Source organism: Peptostreptococcus sp. MV1, from assembly GCF_000758885.1.
Classification (GTDB): domain Bacteria; phylum Bacillota; class Clostridia; order Peptostreptococcales; family Peptostreptococcaceae; genus Peptostreptococcus.
Genome location: NZ_JRNB01000015.1, coordinates 1 through 19664, shown reverse-complemented (window position 1 = coordinate 19664; position 19664 = coordinate 1). Strand labels below are relative to the sequence as shown.

Genomic DNA, 19664 nt, shown 5'->3' with positions numbered 1-19664 from the left:
GGTGGCTAATCTATCCCCGAATCATCCTCTTTCATTTTTTTAGGGTCAAAATCCCCTGCTATCAAGTGTCCTTTCAAATCATCAAAAACTAAAAAATCCCCTATGATTGAGCAGACCCAGGGGATTTAAAATAAATGATACTAAAATTTATGTCTTAAATTTAACTTATTTGATATATATCCAATATTTTCATATATATTCACTTTTTACAAAAATATTTAAAATTACTTTCTAAACCATCCTTCTTACAGAAGCCACCAAGCACCATATCTCAAAATATAAATACTGTCACACACTCAATAGGAAACTCATCTATTTTCTTGTTTACTAGAATTTTTGAATTTTTGTTAATAGAAGATCCATTTTTTACGTATATATAGATGAAAGAGGTTATAATTAATCTAGATTAGTTCAAATTACACACTAGGGGGTGGTTCCTTGAATTTTGAAGATATCTTTGAAAAATATTTTGATAAAGTATACAAGTTTATAAATATAAAAACTCTAAATCATATGGACGCTGAAGATATAGCTCTTCTTGTCTTTGAAAAGGTCCATGCCAACTTAGATAGCTACTCATCTAGCAAGGCTAATTTTGAGACCTGGCTTTTTACAATTGTAAGAAATGAAGTTGCAAGCTTCTATAGAAAAAAGCAAGTTCAAACAGTGAGTATGGATGCTGCCGGACCATTAACTGATGGTGGTCAATCACCAGAAAGAATAGCTGAATTGGCAGATATAAATTCAGACCTGAGGCTTGCCCTTGCAAAATTAAACGACAAGGAGCGCACAATCATTGCCTATAAGTATGGGGCCGGTATGAAAAACACTGATATTGGAGACCTCTTTAATATATCAGCTGCTAATGTGGGAGTAGTCCTCTTTAGGGCACTGAAAAAACTCAAAAAAGAATTAACATACCAAAAAAATAGCTAAAATAATAAAGAATTGGAGGCGTGATTATGAATAAAAATGATAGAAAGAATATAAGAGATAAAAATAATATATCATATGAAAATAATGTAAATGGCTTGGATAATGATATGAACCCTACAAATGCCAAAAATATAGAAATCTTACATGACATGGAATTTGAGGCTAGTCTAAGTGAGATGCTAGATCAAGAGTTTTCTCCATGCCAGACAAGTAAGGACAGGGTCAGGGATAAATTACTTGAATCTATCCACAAAAATAACTTGTCAGATGGTGTCAGCCTAGATGGAGTTAAGGACAAGCATGCAGAAACTATTGATGCCCTTCATGTAGACATAGTTGAAGACAGAAAGGAAGAAAAACCTATGAAAAATTCAAACAACACAATTAGAAATATAAGAGATAAAAATTCCGGCAAAAAGAAGTCTAGACACTGGTCTAAAAGTCTAGTAGCTGCCTCAATAGCAGCCCTACTAGTCATTGGCGTAGGCCTACCAGTTGCCGGTAGTGAGTACTTCGTAACTACCAAGACCCTTAAGTCTGAAGATGGAAACATTGAAATAATTGAAGAAAAGCCACTTATCGACCTAGGCAAACTCATCTACCACTTCCCAGAAAATCTAAAGGGACAGATATACGACGCCCGAGGAAATCAAATAGATGAAGTTAGCTATAAAGAAGCTAAAAATACTGGTGTATTTGACAAAAACGGAGACAAAATACATACAATAGACGAAAAAAATGGTACATTTGTCTTGGAAAAAGATGCTGACAAGACAATAGATGAAGGTACTGCCAAGTTTAATACACTTGAAGAAGCCCAAAAATACCTAACTTTCACTCCTAAACTACCTGCAGGTTGCAAGCTAATAGAAGTTGAGCTATTCAAGGATGAAAATGGACTAGTAGATGAATCTGATTCGATAGGATTTACACTAGAAAAAGACGGGGCAAAAATATATATGCAGGAAAGAGTTGCAAAAAAAGAAAATGGATATTCTACAAATGCTGACCATGCAGAATATGTCTATCTAAATGGTGTAAGAGCTATAATGACTGACAATAAAGATATCCATTGGGAGGCTGATGGGCTGATAATCAACATTGGCTCAAGAACTTCCAAGTTCTTCGGACAAAGCCTAGTTGACCTAGCAGCAACAATTAAATAGCCGAAAGTAAACCAAAACTGAATATAAATACCCTATAAAAAATCTACCGCATGCTGTATAATATAGTTAGTATCAATAGTAGTATGTGAAAAATATGGAGGTAAATAAAATTGAGTAAACATTCAGATTTGGCAAGAGATCTATTTAAAGAGGGATACAACTGTTCTCAGGCCGTGGTTTTGGCCTTTAGTGATGAAACCGGTCTAGACAAGGATACATCATTAAAAATGGCTTCGGCATTTGGCTTAGGTATGGCCAAGCTAAGAGAAGTCTGTGGGGCTGTCAGTGGTATGTTCATGGTAGTAGGCCTGTTGAACGGCTTTACTGACCCCAAGGATAAAGAGGCTAAAAACGAACACTATAAGGTAATCAGAAAACTTGCAGAAAAATTCCAGGAAGAAAACGGCTCTATCGTGTGTAAGGAGTTATTGGGTTTGACTGGTGAGAAAACTCCTGAAGGCAAGCCAGTTATGACTAAAAAGCCACCTTGCAAGGACCTAGTAGTCCAGGTTTCTGAGATGCTTGATGCCTACATAGAAGAAAGAAAAATTGAGGCCTAGCCTTAATTCTACCTTAATTTAGTATTTGAGATAAGTAATTTAATAACAAAAATAATGAGGTCACCCTAGCATACTTCTCTAGAGGATGACCTCATTTTATCTTTATTCTACTTTATATCCAATTACACCTTGCCATCTTGAATAATATTAGTCTAGCCAACTGGTCTATATATCCTGACCTAAAAGAAATTTCTTTACATCTGGACCAACAAATATTTTTTCGTCATCCATTATCAAAATAGGTCTCTTGACTATCATACCATCTGTGGACAAAAGCTTGTACTGGTCTTCTTCCGTCATATCAGCCAACTTCTTAGACAGGCCCATCTCCTTATATATCTTACCACTGGTATTAAAGAACCTCTTTAGTGGCAAGCCAGTCTTTTCTCTCCAATACTTTAATTCTCCTATACTTGGATTGTCCTTGTCTATCTCTCTTAGTTCATAGTCAAGCCCCTGGTCCTTCATTATTTTTTCTACTGCCTTGCAAGTAGTACATTTCTTATAGCATATCAATGTTTTCATATAAGCACCCTCCTAAATTTTCTAGTATATTTTATTTTAGACCCTTGAGATATTCCTTCTTATCCTTAGTGATACGCAGGCTTTCTCGGGCCTTCTGTATTGCCTTCTTATAAGTCCAATCATCCAAGCTTCTAGACTCTATATATGGCAGGCTGGCATCCCACTGTTTGGCAAGTGCCGTTGCAAAAAACCAGGCAATCATCATATTTACATAGTATTCTTCAGACCTAACACTTGCAGCCATATCCAAATAGTCAGTCTTGAAGTCTTCATCCAAAAAGTGGCTCATCAACATACCCAGACCAAATCTACATACATAGGTATGGTCAGACTTAATCCAAAGCCTTATCTTGCCCAATAGTTCCACCTTATGCTTTTTAAAAACCTTCGGAGATATAATATCGCATACTGCCCAGTTATCTACATATGGCAAAAAGGATTCCAACCTGTCAATACAAGTATCATAGTCCCTAATCTCTGAAATTAAGATTCCATGTAACATATTTTCATCATAATATCTATGTGGTAGACCGTCTAAAAAATCAGTACAAGCTTGGTCTTTAATAAAGGATTTTGCTAACTTTCTCAACTTTGGTACCCTGATACCCATAATTATCGATGAATCAATTGTAGGTATTAATTTAGCCTGAAATCTTGCATATTCATCTTCTTTAAGTGCTTCCAGTTCCTTGTATATATCCATAATCTTCTCCTAAATCTAAAACATCTAGCTATTTGAGCAAGCTTGCCCTTCTCTAACTAAGCTCATATAATATAGTGTCTAACTAAGCCTTAATTCAAATACCTATTCAGGCTACTTTACAAGTTCCTCAAAAAGTTTATCTGTCTTCTTTGATACATTTATAGCATACAAGCTATAGCCTGCTAGGTTGTCTTCATATGCCTGTATGGCAAATAAGAGCATATTCCTGGCAGATTTTTTATCGATAATATCAGCAGGCATTGTTATAGTGTCTTGCCTACGATTGGAATATACAGAGTCCCTTTTCAAGTCCATCAAGTCACCTGTGTTATAGAGGTCAAATATGGCCCTTAGGTCTTCCTCCTCGACTGCATCAGTCAACCTATCATCCATCCATAGCTCATAGCCTGGACCAAATATCTTCTTGCCCATATCCTTACCAGCATATCCATCTACATTCTTTGAAAATAGGCTATTATAGACCTTCACTATCTCTTCAACAGCGGCTATTGAAAAGAAGATAGAGGACGAAAATATTCCCCTTTCATACAGGATAGATGAGCTATTCAATAGATCATATATGTGGTCAGCACATTTATTGAATTCATCCGTAGTCTTAATCACAAAGTCATCTTTTAAGCCAGACCCTTTGCTTTCTTTGACCTTATCTAAATTCCTATCTATTTCCATAGTTTCAACCGTCATATCACTTGTCTCCTCGTTACTTTTATTAATTATTTTACCTAGTATATACCCTTATTATACATTATTAGCCAGGCTATTTCCATTCTGGTCACGTCCAGTATGACAGACTTTTTGTCTAACTTTCTGGCCTCAGCCAATTCATAACCCTATTCAAGTCAGAACTATCTTTTAAGCTTTCTTTTATATACTTAGCTGTTTCAACTTCATCGGTTATAATGCCATCTACATTACTCAATAAGAACTGAACAATAATATTATGCATATTACACGTCCATACATCCACTCTCTTGCCATACTTATGAATCTTTCGTATATTGGAGTCTGTAGCTGCCTCTGCCTCCAGACCAATTCCATCAGCATTTAGCCTACCTATGTCACCAAAACTATAGTAGCATAGATATATAGTCTCTGCGTCCGGATGATGGCTCTCCATATAGTTTATGATATCATAGTCCAAACTAATAAAGGCACATTGACCCAACATCCCCTTGCTCTTGATCATCATGTAGGTATCCTCTACCATTTTTCTATCAGCAGTCCTCCCCTTCAATTCTATGTATAGGCGAATCTTGCCCTTGGCTATATCCAACATTTCCTCTAGGGTAGATGGGTGAACTATATGGCCATCATCCGTTTTCATGGTCAACTTCTTGACCTCATCTAGACTCATATCTTCTGGCCTACCCCTATGACCATACAATCTATAAAAGTTTGTGTCATGATGGACTATATAATGGCCATCACTAGTCCTCTGCACATCAATTTCAGAAGCGTAAATCTTTTTATCTATTGCAGTTTTTATTGATTCAAGGGTATTTTCAGTAGACATATTACCCCCACCCCTATGGGCAATAATCTTGGTTGATGTTTCTGTAGGAAAAAATCCATCAAAGGCTAGACTTCCTATTCCACTAGCTACACATATCAAGGCTACGACCACTATAGATATAAGAATAACTTTTATGGAGGATTTTTTCTTGTCTACACTTACTACTAATTCTGGGCACTCATATCCATCAAAAATCTGTGTCAAACGCATAAATTGAAAAGATAAAAATAATAGACCATATATACCATCTGCCAAAGTTGTAGTAAGAACTATGGCTAGTAGAAAAAATCTATATATTTGTTGCGGTGGATTTATAGTTTCTAAAATCACGTATGGAATCAGGCCAAAAATTGTAAATATAGCCACTAGGACCAGACCTGTCCTCAGCAAAAAACCAAAATATCTCCAAGCAATACTCTTCTTGTGATTCTTGATCAAATTGACAGATGATACCAAGGCTTCATTTACGGATTGCCCCTTCAAAATCATATAGTGGAAGGTAAATATCCTATAAAGGCCTAAAATGGCTAAGAAAATTAGAAGTGTATAATAAATTATAGCCCTCAAATTGGTCCCAGTTATTACAGACAAAACAAAGTCTGGAACCACAAAGCTGTAGGTAAGTGAGATTCCAAAACTAGCACCACATACCGGAACCAAAAATGATATATATAAAATTACCAGTATGCCCTTGGGCCTTAATAACTTCTTGGCGGCCATGAAAGCTTCATATACAATAGTATTTATTTTTTTATTTTGTGAGTATAAGACATTCCTACTAAGGAGTATCATTACATTGATTTCAAATATGGTATATATAAATAGGCCTGTTAGGGCAATAGTCAAAAGCAACCACCCCTGCCATGTTCTCATAAGGAATGGTATATCACTACTAGTGATAGCAGGCTTTCCTGCCACCCATAATATAGAACCCGCTATGGTCCTCAAAATTACTAAACTAGCCAAGAGTAAGCCTTTTGTAACCAACTGATATATCAACAGTTGAAATAGCTTGTCTTTAAACATATACAATGATCTCTCATTTTGTTTTTCCTTTATACGCTTATACAACGAAATCACTCTTTCCTGTAAAAAATTTCTTAAAATAAAGCCTGTAGCAATTGTACTCTTCCTTCAATTAATCAGAATCACACAAGGACTACAGGCGTCATTTTCATTGCTATATTTTATTTTACTATATCTATGTTTACCAGGTCAATCTTAATACCTACCATCAAAAAATGGAATTAATATATGCATCTTGCTAGGCATTTTCCTAGCTAGACTAGTTTGGTAAACTTGCTACCTTTAGTAGTTAGTAGACATATTCCTCAGTTAGTCTTGATTTTTCGACCATTGACCTATATAGGTTAGACTTTGCTAACAAGTCGTCATGGCCTCCTTCAGAATCCAAAACACCATCCTTCATAACCACTATCTTGTCTGCCTTTTCTATAGACTTCAACCTATGAGAAATAATTATAACTGTCTTATTCTCAATTAGCTTGTTAAGACTATCCTGAATTTCCATTTCATTTTCCACATCAAGGGATGCTGATATTTCATCCAGTAGAATTATTGGGGCATCTTTTAAGAAGGCCCTGGCAATAGAAATCCTCTGCCTTTCACCACCTGACAGCTTTGAACCATTTTCGCCTATCAGGGTATTATATCCATTTGGTAGTTTGGCTACGATTTCTTCAACATTTGCAAGTTTTGCCGCTGTCATTACCTCTTCATCACTGGCACCCTTTCTTCCCATCCTAATATTTTCCATTACTGAGCAGTCAAAAAGCTCTACATTCTGGAATACTATGGATATTTTATCGAAAAGAGACTTGGTACTGATATTTTTAATATCATGTCCCCCTAGGCTTATCATGCCCTTATCGTAGTCATACAGCCTTGAAACTAGTCTCAAAACTGTAGTCTTACCACAGCCTGATGGACCAACAATAGCAGTAACTTCATTTTGTTTTGCCACAAAGGATAGGCCTTTTATTACCTTGTTGTCACCATACTGGAACTCTACATTGTCAAATTTCACATCAAAATTCGTAAGCTCTTTATCCTGACCCGTCTGAACAGGCTCAGCCTTTAGGTCACCAATCCTCCTGTAGCTAGTTTCAAAGAAGAATATCATCATTATAAATTCTCCCACAGCTGCAAATTGGTTGGATAGGGTCATTGCCGCCATCAAGTAACCTACATAATATAGTACATTTATAGAGCCTGAAATATATAGGACTGCACCAACTGTAGCTGTCAATACTGGTGCTAGGCAGGGTAGTATACCTACTAAGAAACTAGTGAAGCCTAGTACTATTTCAGCCTTGAGATGTATTCGCTCTGTAGAATCTAGTTTTTCTTCAACATCAAGTTTCACCTGGTCCTGCATTGAATAGGACTTAATTTCTTCCTGCATCTCAAAGGCTTCTTGGAAGGCATTAGAGTTTTCTAACAACTTATTATAGTACTTCTCTACACCCTTTTGCTGGATCCTCTTAGACAGGAACATAGTTGCCAAGCCCAGCCAAATTGGCAGGGTAACAGTCAAGCCAAGGATTGGGTTTGATATGCACATCAAAATTGTCATCAGTATGAAAAAGGCTGCAAAACCAATACCTGCAGGTATGGCGTGCGATATTACCATTTCAATATTACCTACATCCATCATTACTGTCTGCGATAAATCAGACAAATTGTGAGTAGAAAAATATGAAAGTGGCAATTCCTTTAACTTATTCGCCAAATCAATCCTCAACTGGATACTCTCTTCATAAGTTACATCATAGGTCATCTTGTATTCCTTGGCCAGGATAAGAAACATGACTACTGCTATTACGACTAGTATTCCCATGTAAAAAATAGTCTGTCTAACATTTCCATTCAAGACATCTTGAAGGAAAAAGAAAGTTAGTATTGGTGGAAATACAAAAGATAAAAACTTCAAGAAGGACCACCTTGATGCAACAAGTGTGTTGTTTACACCTTTTTCACTCAAAGCAAAATATTTTCTTAGTTTTTCCCTCATTATGCCAACCTCCATTCATTTGCCTTGTTAAATAGGTCTTGGAAATGCCTGTACTTTGTCTGACCTGCCATCAGTTGATCATGCGATCCACGCTCCACTATTTGACCGTCCTCTACAAGCAATATTTCATCTACATTCCTAATACTAGAAAGTCTATGGGCAATCATTATGACTGTCTTGCCCTTCATCAAGGCCTTGAAGGCCCTCTGCATCTCGTATTCATTTTCTGGGTCACTGGCAGCACTAGCCTCATCCAGTATAACTATAGGAGCATCTTTTAGGATAGCTCTGGCAACTGCTATCCTCTGTATTTCACCACCTGATAGGTGGACTCCCTCAGCACCAATAATAGTATTTTCACGACTATCAAACTTGTCTAAAATACTTCCACACATGGCCAGTTCTAGAGCCTTCATAACCTCTTCGTGACTACTTTCTGGCCTAGCAAACCTGACATTTTCATAAATACTAGTTTTGAAAAGCTTTGAATTTTGGAATACAAAAGCTATATTCTTTTCAAGAGCCTTGTTAGTATAGTCTTTTATATCCCTACCACCAATTTTCAGCTTACCTGAAGAAACAGGATAAAAACCTGACATCAATTTTGCTATAGTTGATTTACCGGAACCAGATGAACCAACAAGGGCATATATCTTGCCTGAGTCCAGTTTTAGGCTAAAGTCAGATAAAACACTTACGCCTTCCTCATATTCAAATCCCACCTTATCAAACTCAATTTCAAAACTATCTAACTTGTCTGTTGTTCCATTTTCCAACTTGTTTTTTCCCATCTTGCCAAATATGTCGTCTAGCCTGTCAACTGCATCCTTTCCCATCTGTAAATTCTTGCTAAAAAACATAATCTTTACAAAGGCATTGTTCAACATACCTACAAAAGCAACGAAGAATACAACCATGCTGATTACCTCACCAAGAGCTAGCCCACTGCCTAACTGCCTACTAGCAATTGCTATAATTATTGCACCAAAACTCATCATACCGCACTGGAAGGCAACATAAGGTATCTTACACATCTGGCACTGCCTATTGACAACATCGGAATAATGCTTGATTGACTTGTATAGCTTTTCAAAAGACTCTATTACCATGTCAAATATCTTTATTACCTGAATTCCCCTTACATACTCAACAGTCTCAGAATTAATGTCTTCAAGTGCATCCATGTAATCCCTCATCATATCCTGGTCAGCATACATAAACTTGAAGCATATCAATGCAAATACAATAGCACACACCAACAGTATACCTATATATACATTAGTCGCAAAGGCTAGTATCATTAGGCATATTGGAAACAGAACAGCATTTACTGAGTCCGGCAATATATGAGCAATGATAGTGTGCGTGTTACTTGAATTATCATCGATAATCTTCCTAGTCTTTCCAGACGGATTCATGTCAAAGAATGCAAAAGACGCATCTAATAGCTCATTTAGCCCCCTCTTTTTCATGTTGGTCTCTATCCTAAAGGCAAATATGTGACTACAAGTTAGAGAAGTGAAATATGTCAAAGCATAGGCCACGGTCGCTATTAGTACACAATAGGAATAGGACCTGATCAGGTCTGGATTACTAGTTGAAGTAATCTCTCTCAATAATTTTAGAAAATAATAGTAGGGTACAAAGGATAGTATGGTAGCAATAGCCGACATAATAAGAGCTATAACCATAAATCCTTTTTTCTCCTCTGCATAAGAAAATAAGCGTTTAAATGTATCCATATTAATACTCCTCCCTATTCCTTAAAATGCTTTTTCAAAATAAAATAACCTATATAAACTCCAAGCACTGCAAGGGCAAAAATTATCAAACTATTTACAATGCCCCAAGTTCCTGCAGTATACTTAATCATGGCATCCATTTCGGCAGCCTTCTGACCACGACTAATCCAAGTAGACCTGTAGCTTTCCAAGAAAAACATAGATGGTATAATTGCACCCCAAGCCTGGCCCATATGAATAAGTCCAGATGCTATAGCCAATCTGCCCACACTTGGTTTATCCACCCTAGAAGCAATTATATCAGCTATAATGGCTGTAGATACTGATGTGATAAGCCATGGTAGATATCCTCCTCCCATCAAGGCAAATACACCCATAACAAAAAGTGTAAAAATTGTAAACTGCCACATCTTGCCTACCTTCCTAGACATAAAGTAGATTACAGTACCTGAAAAAATACCACAAATACCTGGACTAATTGAATGACCATAGGCCCCCAGTGGTGTAATTATAGCCATACAAACCATGTAAATAATCATGTAAATGGCTGTTAGTAGTGCTAATAATAGTATGTCTTTGATTTTCAGTTTTTTACTCATAATATACCTCCATTTCTTTATAAATACTATTTAGCTTTTTAATATTGTTATCATTTAAATAAAACTTATCCTTAATTCTTCCATCTGATAGATAGGCTATAGAATCACTCACCATCCTTATAAATTCGTAATCATGTGAAATCACTATAACTGTCCTTCCTTTCTTCAAGTTTCCTATCATTGACACCACCTTTTCCATAGAATCCTTGTCAAGTCCACTTGTAGGCTCATCTAGTATTATCACTTTGTTACTACTTACCTTAGCGATGGCCATTTGAAGTCTCTGTTTTTGACCGCCACTTAGACTTTGGGGATGATTTTCTTTGAGATCACCTATACCCAGACTTTCAAGGGCGGCTAAGTTTAACTCCTCATCCTTTTGTGTGATTTCAAGTTCCCTCAGACAAGATGCTCCAAACAACTGAAAGTCCGCATCCTGCATGAGATAGAGGGCCTGACCATCTAGACTGATATCCCCCTTGTCTATTCTTATTGACCTGCTCATTATTTCTGCAAGCGTAGTCTTACCTGCACCATTTACACCAACTATAGTAGTAACCTCATTTTCATTAAAATGTGTACTTACCCCCTTCAGAATATTCTTATATACAATGTTATTCAAACTTAGACCACTCTTTCTTTGTTCAGGTCTGGAATAAGTGGCTTGGCATTCTTCATCAAAAAGGTCAAAACTACGATTCCTATAGGTATAGTTCAAAAATTCTTCTTCTGACTCAAAAGACTTGACTGTCTCATTTTCAAGTAGAAGAACCTTGTCAATAATACCCTTTAGGTAGAAATTCCTGTGGTCTGCCACTATAACGGTTTTTCCCTGTTTTTTTAAGTCTATTATCTGTCTTCTCAGCCTCATCGAATTACCATAATCCAAGTTTGCCGATGGTTCATCAAATATAACCACCTTGGGATTCATTATTAAAACAGTCAGGAGGGCTATTAACTGCCTCTCACCTGATGATATTTCAAATAAATTTCTATCTTTTAGGTAGGCTACATTGTATTTTTCAATTATAGAATCTAGGCCTTCCTCTATATCCTCTCTAGCAAGGCCATAATTTTCTAGGGCAAATACTAGTTCTGCCGTAGTTTCTGTTGTAAAAAACTGACTCCTCGGATTTTGGAATACGTTTCCAAGAATGAGGCTTCGATCTGCTATTGATAGGTCTTTCTCGCCATCTATGAGTATATGCCCCTCTAAATTTCCTTCTATTACCTCTGGAATGATTCCATTTAGAACATTTAAAAGGGTCGATTTTCCAGATCCACTCCTACCACTAATAAAGACTAGGCTGGCTTCTTCAATATGAAAATTCACACTCCTTAGGGCATAGTCTTCCTTGTCTGCATACCTAAAACTTACATTTTCAAAATCAATTATCTTTCTCACCGCTAAATTATACCTCCTATTAAAAGTACGTATCCAAGTATTAATATGCAAAAAATCACATAATCTACTACTCCAAAACCACTCTTGAAATAGCTAGTCCTCTTGTTTTTTGCACTAATCCCCTTAGTGAGACCTGCACAGGTAAGTTCAGTACTCAGGGCTACACACCTAAATAGCTGCGGAACCATTAAATATTCAAAAGTCCTTATAGGATGTAAGATTGAAAAGTCTAACCCCCTGATCTTCATGGCCTTTTTAATAATCTTGAACTCCCTGTAAAAAGTTGGTATATACCTAATAGTTACAGTGATACCAATTACAAAAATTTTAGGTAGCTTAAGCCTTTGAAGGGCCGATAAAATCTCAGAAGACCTGTATCCTCCTATTAAAACAACTGCAAGCATTAGACATGGCATAAACAACAACATCATCCTGCACCAGGCCGATAAAAAAGCACTGATAGCATAATGTTCATTAGCTATATAGACCATTAAAAATACGCCTAAAAAGCCCATTACCTTCAAAATTCGCCCTCGCTTTCCAGATAAGATTAATATAGAGCTAGCTAAAATATAGGTAAATACCACCATTTTTTGTGAAGGAAATATAGCACACATAAGTGGCATAATAGCATTAATCAAAATTATTGTAAGGGCATCAAGCCTAAACTTGTCCAAAAAACTCCCTCCTATCTAGCCGACATATCTTGTCCCAGGCCCAATATTGACCATATGACATGAGTTTCACCATCTCTACAGCCTCTTCGTAATCATACTTGTGATTTATCACCTCAAATACAGGTGTCATAACCATTGTACAAAATATATGTAATTCTGTTTCTGTGAGATGATTTTTAATCAATCCACGGGCCTCCATCTCAGCCATGTAAATCTTGGTACCCTTAACCTCCATTTCAACAAAATACTCTTGAATACTCTCATACTTTGTCCCCTGGCTGCAGTTAAACATCAGGTCAAAGACATCATAGTTGTCGTATATATAGTCAATCATCCTTAGTACTCCAGCATTTGCATCAGCAGATTCGATATAGGTCCCATCCAATTCATAAATATCATTTAGCTTGTCTGATGCTATATCTATTTCGTACTCAAATAGGTCTGTAGCACCTTTTAGAGTTGGTTCTACCAGGGCCTCAAAAAGTGCCTCTTTGGAAGTGAAGTGCCTATATATAGCCCCTACTGTAAGACCTGATTGACCTGCAATGGTCCTCATAGACGCCTTTTCAAAACCCTTCTCAAGAAATTCCCTTTTAGCATTTTTTAATATTAAGTTTCTACTCAAAATTTTATCTCTAGCCAAGTTCTTCTCCTTTTTTTAATAAACATATTTTATTTTCGTTCACTTATCCCTGAAAATAAATATAATCGGGTAAAATACCCGATTATATCTGCTACTGCTATATTTTCAATTTAAGATTAAGTTAGACATGTCTTAGTGAACATTGTTTATTAATACTAGTATAAAGCATTTGAAAATATTTTTCAAGAGGTTTTTTTAAAATTACTACTATTTTTTATATCAAAAAAGCAGTAGCAAAAAGATTATATCTTTCAAACTACTGCCCTAATTTCCTGTTTTTTATATTTATCTTTTGGGGTCACAGCTTTAGTGACCTATGGCAAGCCTAAAATCCTTGTCCCAAATTCAATCTTACTTGTTGTTCTTGAATTCTCTGCTGCCTGGCTTTACTAATTCTATTTCTCCAGCGTCACATAAAGGACACTCATCCGCATCATATACCTGTATATCAAGGTCTATAGCACTGTATATAGGCATGCCTATATCTTCCTTAGTCCTGTTGGCTATACATGCTACACCTATTACCTGACCACCTAGTTCTTCTAGGACCTTCTTTGTCTCCTTAGTTGACTTTCCAGTAGTTACTACGTCCTCAGCTATTATTATCCTGTCGCCTGGCTTAACCTTGAAACCTCTTCTAAGCTCCATTATATTATTCTTTCTCTCAGTGAAGATAGCTTCCTTGCCCAACTGTCTTCCTAGCTCATATGATACTACTACACCACCCATTGCTGGTCCAACTACTAGGTCTATATCTAGGTCCTTGATCTTGTCTACAACTACGCTTAGTACCTTTTCTGCCTGGTCAGGAAACCTCAATACCTTGGCACACTGAACATATCTGTTTGAGTGCTTGCCTGAAGATAGGAGGAAGTGCCCTTCCAACAAGGCATCACAATCCTTTAATACCTGTATTACATCAACATTTGCCATAACTTTTACCTCCACTTATATTTATATATACTTATCTTTATCTACTTTTTTTTAATTGCTGTTATACAATTTATATATGTAACTATATGATTTGCATATATAAGTTGACCTATCACATCCAACTTATACCTATATTATACCCCTGATTTCATCTAGGGACTTTATTCCATTTTCATCCATAAAGCTCTCTAGGTCGGCAATTATCTCTTGACCTATCCTAGGGTTTGCAAAGTTGGCTGTACCTATCTGTACACAAGTAGCCCCTGCCATTATAAACTCTATGACATCTTGAGCAGTCATAATACCACCCATACCTACAACTGGTATAGTCACTGCCTGACATACCTCATAAACCATCCTAAGGGCTATTGGCTTGATAGCTGGTCCTGATAGACCTGCCGTTACATTGTTAAATACTGGCCTTCTCTTGTGTATATCTATGGCCATGGCCTTGAAGGTATTGACCAAGGATATACCATCAGCCCCTTCTTGCTCACAAACTCTAGCCATCTCAACTATATCTTCTGCATTAGGTGACAGCTTTACTATTAGGGGTTTCTTTGTAGCCTTTCTCACGCTCCTGACAACCTCTCTGGCAACCTCTGACTTGATACCAAAGGCCATACCACCATGCTTTACATTTGGACAGGATATATTCAATTCTACTATATCAAAATCCTTGTCATCCAATAACCTGGCACCTTCGACATAATCATCCTGGCAGCCACCACCTAGGTTGACTATCCTACAGGTATCAAGCCTTGAAAAATCAGGTAACTCCTTGTCTATAAAGCCCTGGACTCCAGGATTCTCCAGGCCAACACTATTCATCATACCTGATGCAGTCTCATGGACCCTCATGCCCTCATTTCCTGGCTTGGCTACCAAAGTTAGACCCTTGGAGCTGATACCACCCAATTGGCTAACATCATATATTTCACCGTATTCCTTACCAAAGCCAAAGGTTCCAGATGCCATTATAATTGGGTTTTTAAGTTCAAAACCACACAAGTTTACTCTCAAATCTGCCATTATAAGATCACATCCTCTCCCCAGAATACCGGTCCATCCTTACAAGTCTTCTTGTTGCCTGAATAAGTCTTGCAAGTGCATACTAGACAGGCCCCTAGGCCACATGCCATGTGGTTTTCCAAGGATACCTGGACCCTGGTCTTTGTTCCATCTACCATATCCACCAACTTCTTCATCATTGGAGTTGGACCACATGTCAGTATATAGTCGTAGTCATCTACATTTATAATATCTGTTACAAGGGTATCTCCACTAGTTGTATATAGGTCCTTACAGACAGCCCTATAGTCATCCAACATGATTGCCTGGTCCCTAAATCCTAGGTAAATATCACAGTTAGGTATATTTTGAGCTACCATATAGAGGGGTGCAATTCCTATTCCACCGCCAACTAGGGCAACCCTTCCCTCTACTTTTTCAAAGCCATTTCCATATGGACCCTCTAGCTTAATAGGGTCTCCTGCCTTTAGCTGAGAAATTATCTTTGTTCCCTCACCTACTAGCTTGTACAAAAAGCTGATACCTTCATCATCTATCTGGTATATACTGATAGGTCTTGATAGGAGTGGATACTTGTCCCAGGCCCTTAGCATATAAAACTGCCCCATCTTGGCCTCAAAACTACCACCTATCTTGATATAGTACATACCCTCGCCTACATATCTATTTTCAATCACTCTATATTCCATTACATCCACCTATACACCTAACAACTTCATTATCAAGGCCATCCTTACGTACATACCATACTGGGCCTGTTCAAAATACTTGGCCCTTGGATCTGCGTCGACTTCAGTGGCTATTTCATTCACCCTTGGAAGTGGGTGTAGGACCATCATATCTTCCTTGGCAACCTCCATCTTGGCCATATCCAAAATATAGCTATCCTTTAGCCTCTCGTACTCAGCCTTGTCATCAAACCTCTCCCTCTGTATCCTAGTCATATACAGGATATCCAGACTAGGCATAGCAGCCTCAAGGTTATCTGTCTCTAAGTATTCAGTTCCTTCTATACTATCCTTAACTGATTGAGGCATCTTTAGCTCGTCTGGTGAAATAAATACAAACCTAATGCCTGTATACCTGGACATAGCCTTGGCCAAAGAATGAACAGTACGTCCATACTTCAAGTCGCCACACATACCTATAGTCAAGTCATTCAAACTGCCCCTGTTGGCCTTTATAGTTAATAAGTCTGTTAGTGTCTGAGTTGGGTGCTGATTTCCACCATCTCCAGCATTTATAAATGGTAGCCTACAAACCTTAGATGCCTGGTCTGCTGCTCCTGACTGGGGATGTCTCATTGCGATTATATCTACATAATTTGAAACTGTTGTGATGGTATCCTCTAGGCTCTCTCCCTTTGATACTGATGAGGCTCCTGGATCCGAAAATCCAATCACCCTACCACCTAGCCTATTCATGGCAGCCTCAAAGCTCAACCTAGTCCTAGTAGATGGCTCATAAAATAGGGTAGCCAATATCTTACCTTCACATGTATTGAAATAATTTTGTGGGTTTGCGCTGATTTGCAAGCCCAGATTTAATACAGAGTCTATCTCTGCTACAGAAAAATCTTCTGGTCTAACCAAGTGTCTGTTCTTCAACATTTTTCCTCCTTTTCGGCCTCACAGGACCCAATTAAAGTACGTGGGTTGCTATCAACCCAAAAATATTCTACTTGTGAGTTTATCACCTTTACAGTCACTTGTCAATAAAAAACATCGAAGGTCAATTCTTCAATCTTCCTTCGATGTTTAGACAGGTCATCAGTCTATATAAAATTAATTTTTTAATTTTATATCCTAGACTTAATAGGCCCTATTAATATTATAAATTTAAACTATAATTGCTTAAGCTCTAGCTTTTTTCTTGTCCTCCATAGCATTAACGACTAGACAACAAGATGCGTCTCCAGTTATATTTACAGTAGTTCGTCCCATATCGAATAGACGGTCAACTCCTGCAACAAGGGCTATACCTTCTACTGGAAGTCCTACAGACTGAAGCACCATAGCAAGCATAACCATTCCTGCACCTGGAACACCTGCAGTACCTATAGAAGCCAGTGTGGCTGTCAAGACTATAGTCACCATCTGTGATAGGGTTAAATCTATACCAAAACAAGATGCAATAAATATAGAGCAAACTCCCTGATAGATAGCTGTTCCGTCCATATTTATAGTCGCTCCAAGAGGTAGTATAAATGAAGATATTTCCTTCTTAACTCCTAGCCTTTCTGTACACTCCATATTAAGTGGAAGTGTTCCGACAGAACTTGCAGATGAAAATGCAAACAGGATAGCTGGCATCATTTCCTTAAAGAATTTTGTTGGACTGATACCTGCAAACATCTTTACTGAAGCTGAGTAAACCACCAAGGCGTGCACAAAGTAGCATATATATGCAACCAAAAGTACCATGGCCAAGGAACCTATAATTGCAGGGCCATTCTTGGCAACAACCGGGCATAGTAGGCAGAATACACCTATTGGAGACAGCTTTAAAATCATCTCCATACCCATTATAAATATGTCATTGACTATATTGATAGCGTCAACTATACGTGTAGAACTGTGACCGATACGTATAATAGCAAACCCTATTAATAGTGACGATACAATTATCTGTAGCATATTAGCCTCAACAAACGGAGCAGCAAAGTTCTTAGGGAATACATTTACAATGGTATCCATAAAACTAACAGCTTCTCCAGCCTTGAACTCCAAATTGCTAGTAGTCAATATAGGGAAAATTCCCTTTAGTGAATTTGCAAAAAATAGACCTATAGCAACTGCAAATGCTGTTGTGAACATATAGTAGAACAAGGTCTTTCCACCAATAGCTCCGACCTTCTTGACATCTTCTAACGATATAACACCTGCCATAATCGAGAAAAATACCAATGGACCAACAATCCACTTGATTAGGTTAAGGAATATTGTTCCAAAAGGAGCAATATAAGATTCTGCAATATCTGGCATCTTAGTAAGAGCTATACCTACAATAATTGCTAGTATCAGAGCTATAAAAATCTGACCAGTCAGTGATAATTTTTTCTTACTTTCCATTATTCCCTCCTTGAAATGCATTATAATTTAATTTAATATAATAAATTTATTTTATATACCAATGTAATTATACTGTATATATCGCTTGTCGTCAATCAATTCACTTGTTTTTTTAAGAAAAATTGCATATTATAAGCATTTTTATTATTTTTATCGAGCAAAGTAGGAATATTAATTAAATAAAAAAGGGAAAGCCAACTAATTTATTGTATTATGACCCAAGCCATGATAAAATAGGCATATGTATTGTATCTTAATGAAAAGAACGATAACAGGAGGTTAAAAATGAAAACTAAAAAGAAAGATACTCGTTGGACAGTACAGGTAGCCCTGATGTCAGCCATAATTATCATCTTGGCCAACACACCCTTGGGCATGATCCAACTACCAATCATCAAGGCCACAACGGTCCACATACCGGTTATAGTGGGCGCTATAATTCTAGGTCCACTTGGAGGAGCCCTACTAGGTGGGGTCTTTGGCCTATGTTCCTTGGTAAGCAACACCATGGCACCGAGCCTACTATCCTTTGCCTTTTCCCCATTCTTGAGCACTACAGGTTTTGTGGGGGTAGCCAAGGCCCTTTGGATATCAGTAGGATGTAGAATCCTAATAGGATTGGTATCCGCCTATGCCTGGATACTATTTAGAAAGATGAGGATGAACAGGACTCTAGCCTTGGTTATTACAGGATTTATTGGAGCAATAACAAACACAATACTAGTAATGTCCAGTATCTATATATTATTTGCCCAACAGTATGCACAGGCCAAGCAAGTGGCTATCAGTGGTGTATTTAAACTAATTATGGCCACTATACTAGGTTCTGGAATTCCAGAGGCCCTGGCAGCAGCTATCATAGTCACACCTATTACAGCAGCCATATTTAGATATAAGAGAGCCTAGAATTTTGTAAATACAATTCAAGATTAATCAATAATACAGAAAAGCCACTCTGATAACGAAATCAATTTTTTAGTTATCAGAGTGGCTTTATTTTTTTCCAAAATTGCAATATCAATTTCAGACTATTATAAAATTATTAAGAATTAAATCGAGTAGGGAGGACTTTCTCCTCCCTCTCACACCACGGAGCGTGCCGTT

The 19664-nt window shown here is 37.3% G+C and carries 19 protein-coding genes; 4 read left to right on the top strand and 15 right to left on the bottom strand.

The genetic code is table 11. The features are described 5' to 3' along the window. Nucleotides 1–438: 438 nt before the first annotated feature. From HMPREF1639_RS01760 to HMPREF1639_RS01750, 3 genes are all read left to right on the top strand, one after another. Nucleotides 439–936 carry an RNA polymerase sigma factor gene (locus HMPREF1639_RS01760; RefSeq protein ID WP_052045373.1) on the top strand — a complete coding sequence of 166 codons (498 nt, stop codon included), beginning with the start codon at nucleotides 439–441 and terminating at the stop codon, nucleotides 934–936. Between the two features lie 26 nt (nucleotides 937–962). Further along, nucleotides 963–2102, top strand: a complete 1140-nt coding sequence (locus tag HMPREF1639_RS01755) for a hypothetical protein (RefSeq protein WP_036762617.1) — start codon at nucleotides 963–965, stop codon at nucleotides 2100–2102. A 110-nt stretch (nucleotides 2103–2212) separates the two neighbouring features. Continuing rightward, on the top strand, nucleotides 2213–2662 hold the full coding sequence (locus tag HMPREF1639_RS01750; protein WP_036762615.1) for a C-GCAxxG-C-C family protein: 450 nt from the start codon (nucleotides 2213–2215) through the stop codon (nucleotides 2660–2662). Between the two features lie 165 nt (nucleotides 2663–2827). Here the strand turns inward: HMPREF1639_RS01750 and HMPREF1639_RS01745 are convergent, their stop codons facing one another. The 15 genes from HMPREF1639_RS01745 to HMPREF1639_RS01675 form a co-directional block, all read right to left on the bottom strand. Next, nucleotides 2828–3187, bottom strand: coding sequence for a Spx/MgsR family RNA polymerase-binding regulatory protein (locus HMPREF1639_RS01745; RefSeq protein ID WP_036762613.1), 360 nt, complete (start codon nucleotides 3185–3187; stop codon nucleotides 2828–2830). Between the two features lie 31 nt (nucleotides 3188–3218). Next, a complete protein-coding gene (locus tag HMPREF1639_RS01740) occupies nucleotides 3219–3890 on the bottom strand; it encodes a DNA alkylation repair protein (protein WP_036762611.1) in 672 nt (223 codons plus the stop codon). Nucleotides 3891–4001: 111 nt separating this feature from the next. Next, a complete protein-coding gene (locus HMPREF1639_RS01735) occupies nucleotides 4002–4595 on the bottom strand; it encodes an AbiV family abortive infection protein (protein ID WP_036762609.1) in 594 nt (197 codons plus the stop codon). Nucleotides 4596–4710: 115 nt separating this feature from the next. After that, nucleotides 4711–6450, bottom strand: coding sequence for a glycerophosphodiester phosphodiesterase family protein (locus HMPREF1639_RS08890; protein ID WP_156955928.1), 1740 nt, complete (start codon nucleotides 6448–6450; stop codon nucleotides 4711–4713). Between the two features lie 289 nt (nucleotides 6451–6739). Further along, nucleotides 6740–8458, bottom strand: a complete 1719-nt coding sequence (locus tag HMPREF1639_RS01725) for an ABC transporter ATP-binding protein (RefSeq protein WP_036762608.1) — start codon at nucleotides 8456–8458, stop codon at nucleotides 6740–6742. Beyond that, nucleotides 8458–10200 (bottom strand): ABC transporter ATP-binding protein, encoded by a 1743-nt coding sequence (locus tag HMPREF1639_RS01720; protein ID WP_036762606.1) that lies wholly within the window; start codon nucleotides 10198–10200, stop codon nucleotides 8458–8460. The genes HMPREF1639_RS01725 and HMPREF1639_RS01720 overlap by 1 nt, the downstream gene beginning before the upstream one ends. A 14-nt stretch (nucleotides 10201–10214) precedes the next feature. Further along, nucleotides 10215–10799, bottom strand: a complete 585-nt coding sequence (locus HMPREF1639_RS01715; protein WP_084572443.1) for an MptD family putative ECF transporter S component — start codon at nucleotides 10797–10799, stop codon at nucleotides 10215–10217. Continuing rightward, nucleotides 10792–12204, bottom strand: a complete 1413-nt coding sequence (locus tag HMPREF1639_RS01710; RefSeq protein ID WP_036762605.1) for an ABC transporter ATP-binding protein — start codon at nucleotides 12202–12204, stop codon at nucleotides 10792–10794. The genes HMPREF1639_RS01715 and HMPREF1639_RS01710 overlap by 8 nt, the downstream gene beginning before the upstream one ends. Nucleotides 12205–12206: 2 nt before the next feature. After that, on the bottom strand, nucleotides 12207–12881 hold the full coding sequence (locus HMPREF1639_RS01705; protein ID WP_052045371.1) for an energy-coupling factor transporter transmembrane component T: 675 nt from the start codon (nucleotides 12879–12881) through the stop codon (nucleotides 12207–12209). Beyond that, nucleotides 12868–13524, bottom strand: a complete 657-nt coding sequence (locus HMPREF1639_RS01700) for a TetR/AcrR family transcriptional regulator (protein WP_052045370.1) — start codon at nucleotides 13522–13524, stop codon at nucleotides 12868–12870. The genes HMPREF1639_RS01705 and HMPREF1639_RS01700 overlap by 14 nt, the downstream gene beginning before the upstream one ends. A gap of 351 nt (nucleotides 13525–13875) precedes the next feature. Beyond that, nucleotides 13876–14457 carry an orotate phosphoribosyltransferase gene (pyrE, locus tag HMPREF1639_RS01695; RefSeq protein ID WP_036762601.1) on the bottom strand — a complete coding sequence of 194 codons (582 nt, stop codon included), beginning with the start codon at nucleotides 14455–14457 and terminating at the stop codon, nucleotides 13876–13878. Nucleotides 14458–14586: 129 nt separating this feature from the next. Next, nucleotides 14587–15489: a dihydroorotate dehydrogenase gene (locus tag HMPREF1639_RS01690; protein WP_036762599.1), complete on the bottom strand. Its 903-nt coding sequence runs from the start codon at nucleotides 15487–15489 to the stop codon at nucleotides 14587–14589. Beyond that, nucleotides 15489–16178, bottom strand: coding sequence for a dihydroorotate dehydrogenase electron transfer subunit (locus tag HMPREF1639_RS01685; protein ID WP_036762598.1), 690 nt, complete (start codon nucleotides 16176–16178; stop codon nucleotides 15489–15491). The genes HMPREF1639_RS01690 and HMPREF1639_RS01685 overlap by 1 nt, the downstream gene beginning before the upstream one ends. A gap of 9 nt (nucleotides 16179–16187) precedes the next feature. Continuing rightward, a complete protein-coding gene (gene pyrB / locus HMPREF1639_RS01680) occupies nucleotides 16188–17099 on the bottom strand; it encodes an aspartate carbamoyltransferase (protein ID WP_036762596.1) in 912 nt (303 codons plus the stop codon). Between the two features lie 243 nt (nucleotides 17100–17342). Then, nucleotides 17343–18560: a dicarboxylate/amino acid:cation symporter gene (locus tag HMPREF1639_RS01675; RefSeq protein ID WP_036762594.1), complete on the bottom strand. Its 1218-nt coding sequence runs from the start codon at nucleotides 18558–18560 to the stop codon at nucleotides 17343–17345. Between the two features lie 285 nt (nucleotides 18561–18845). On the opposite strand from HMPREF1639_RS01675, the gene HMPREF1639_RS01670 reads away from it, so the two are divergent. Continuing rightward, entirely contained in the window at nucleotides 18846–19466 is a 621-nt protein-coding gene (locus HMPREF1639_RS01670) for an ECF transporter S component (RefSeq protein WP_036762591.1), read from the top strand. The last annotated feature ends 198 nt before the right edge of the window (nucleotides 19467–19664 follow it).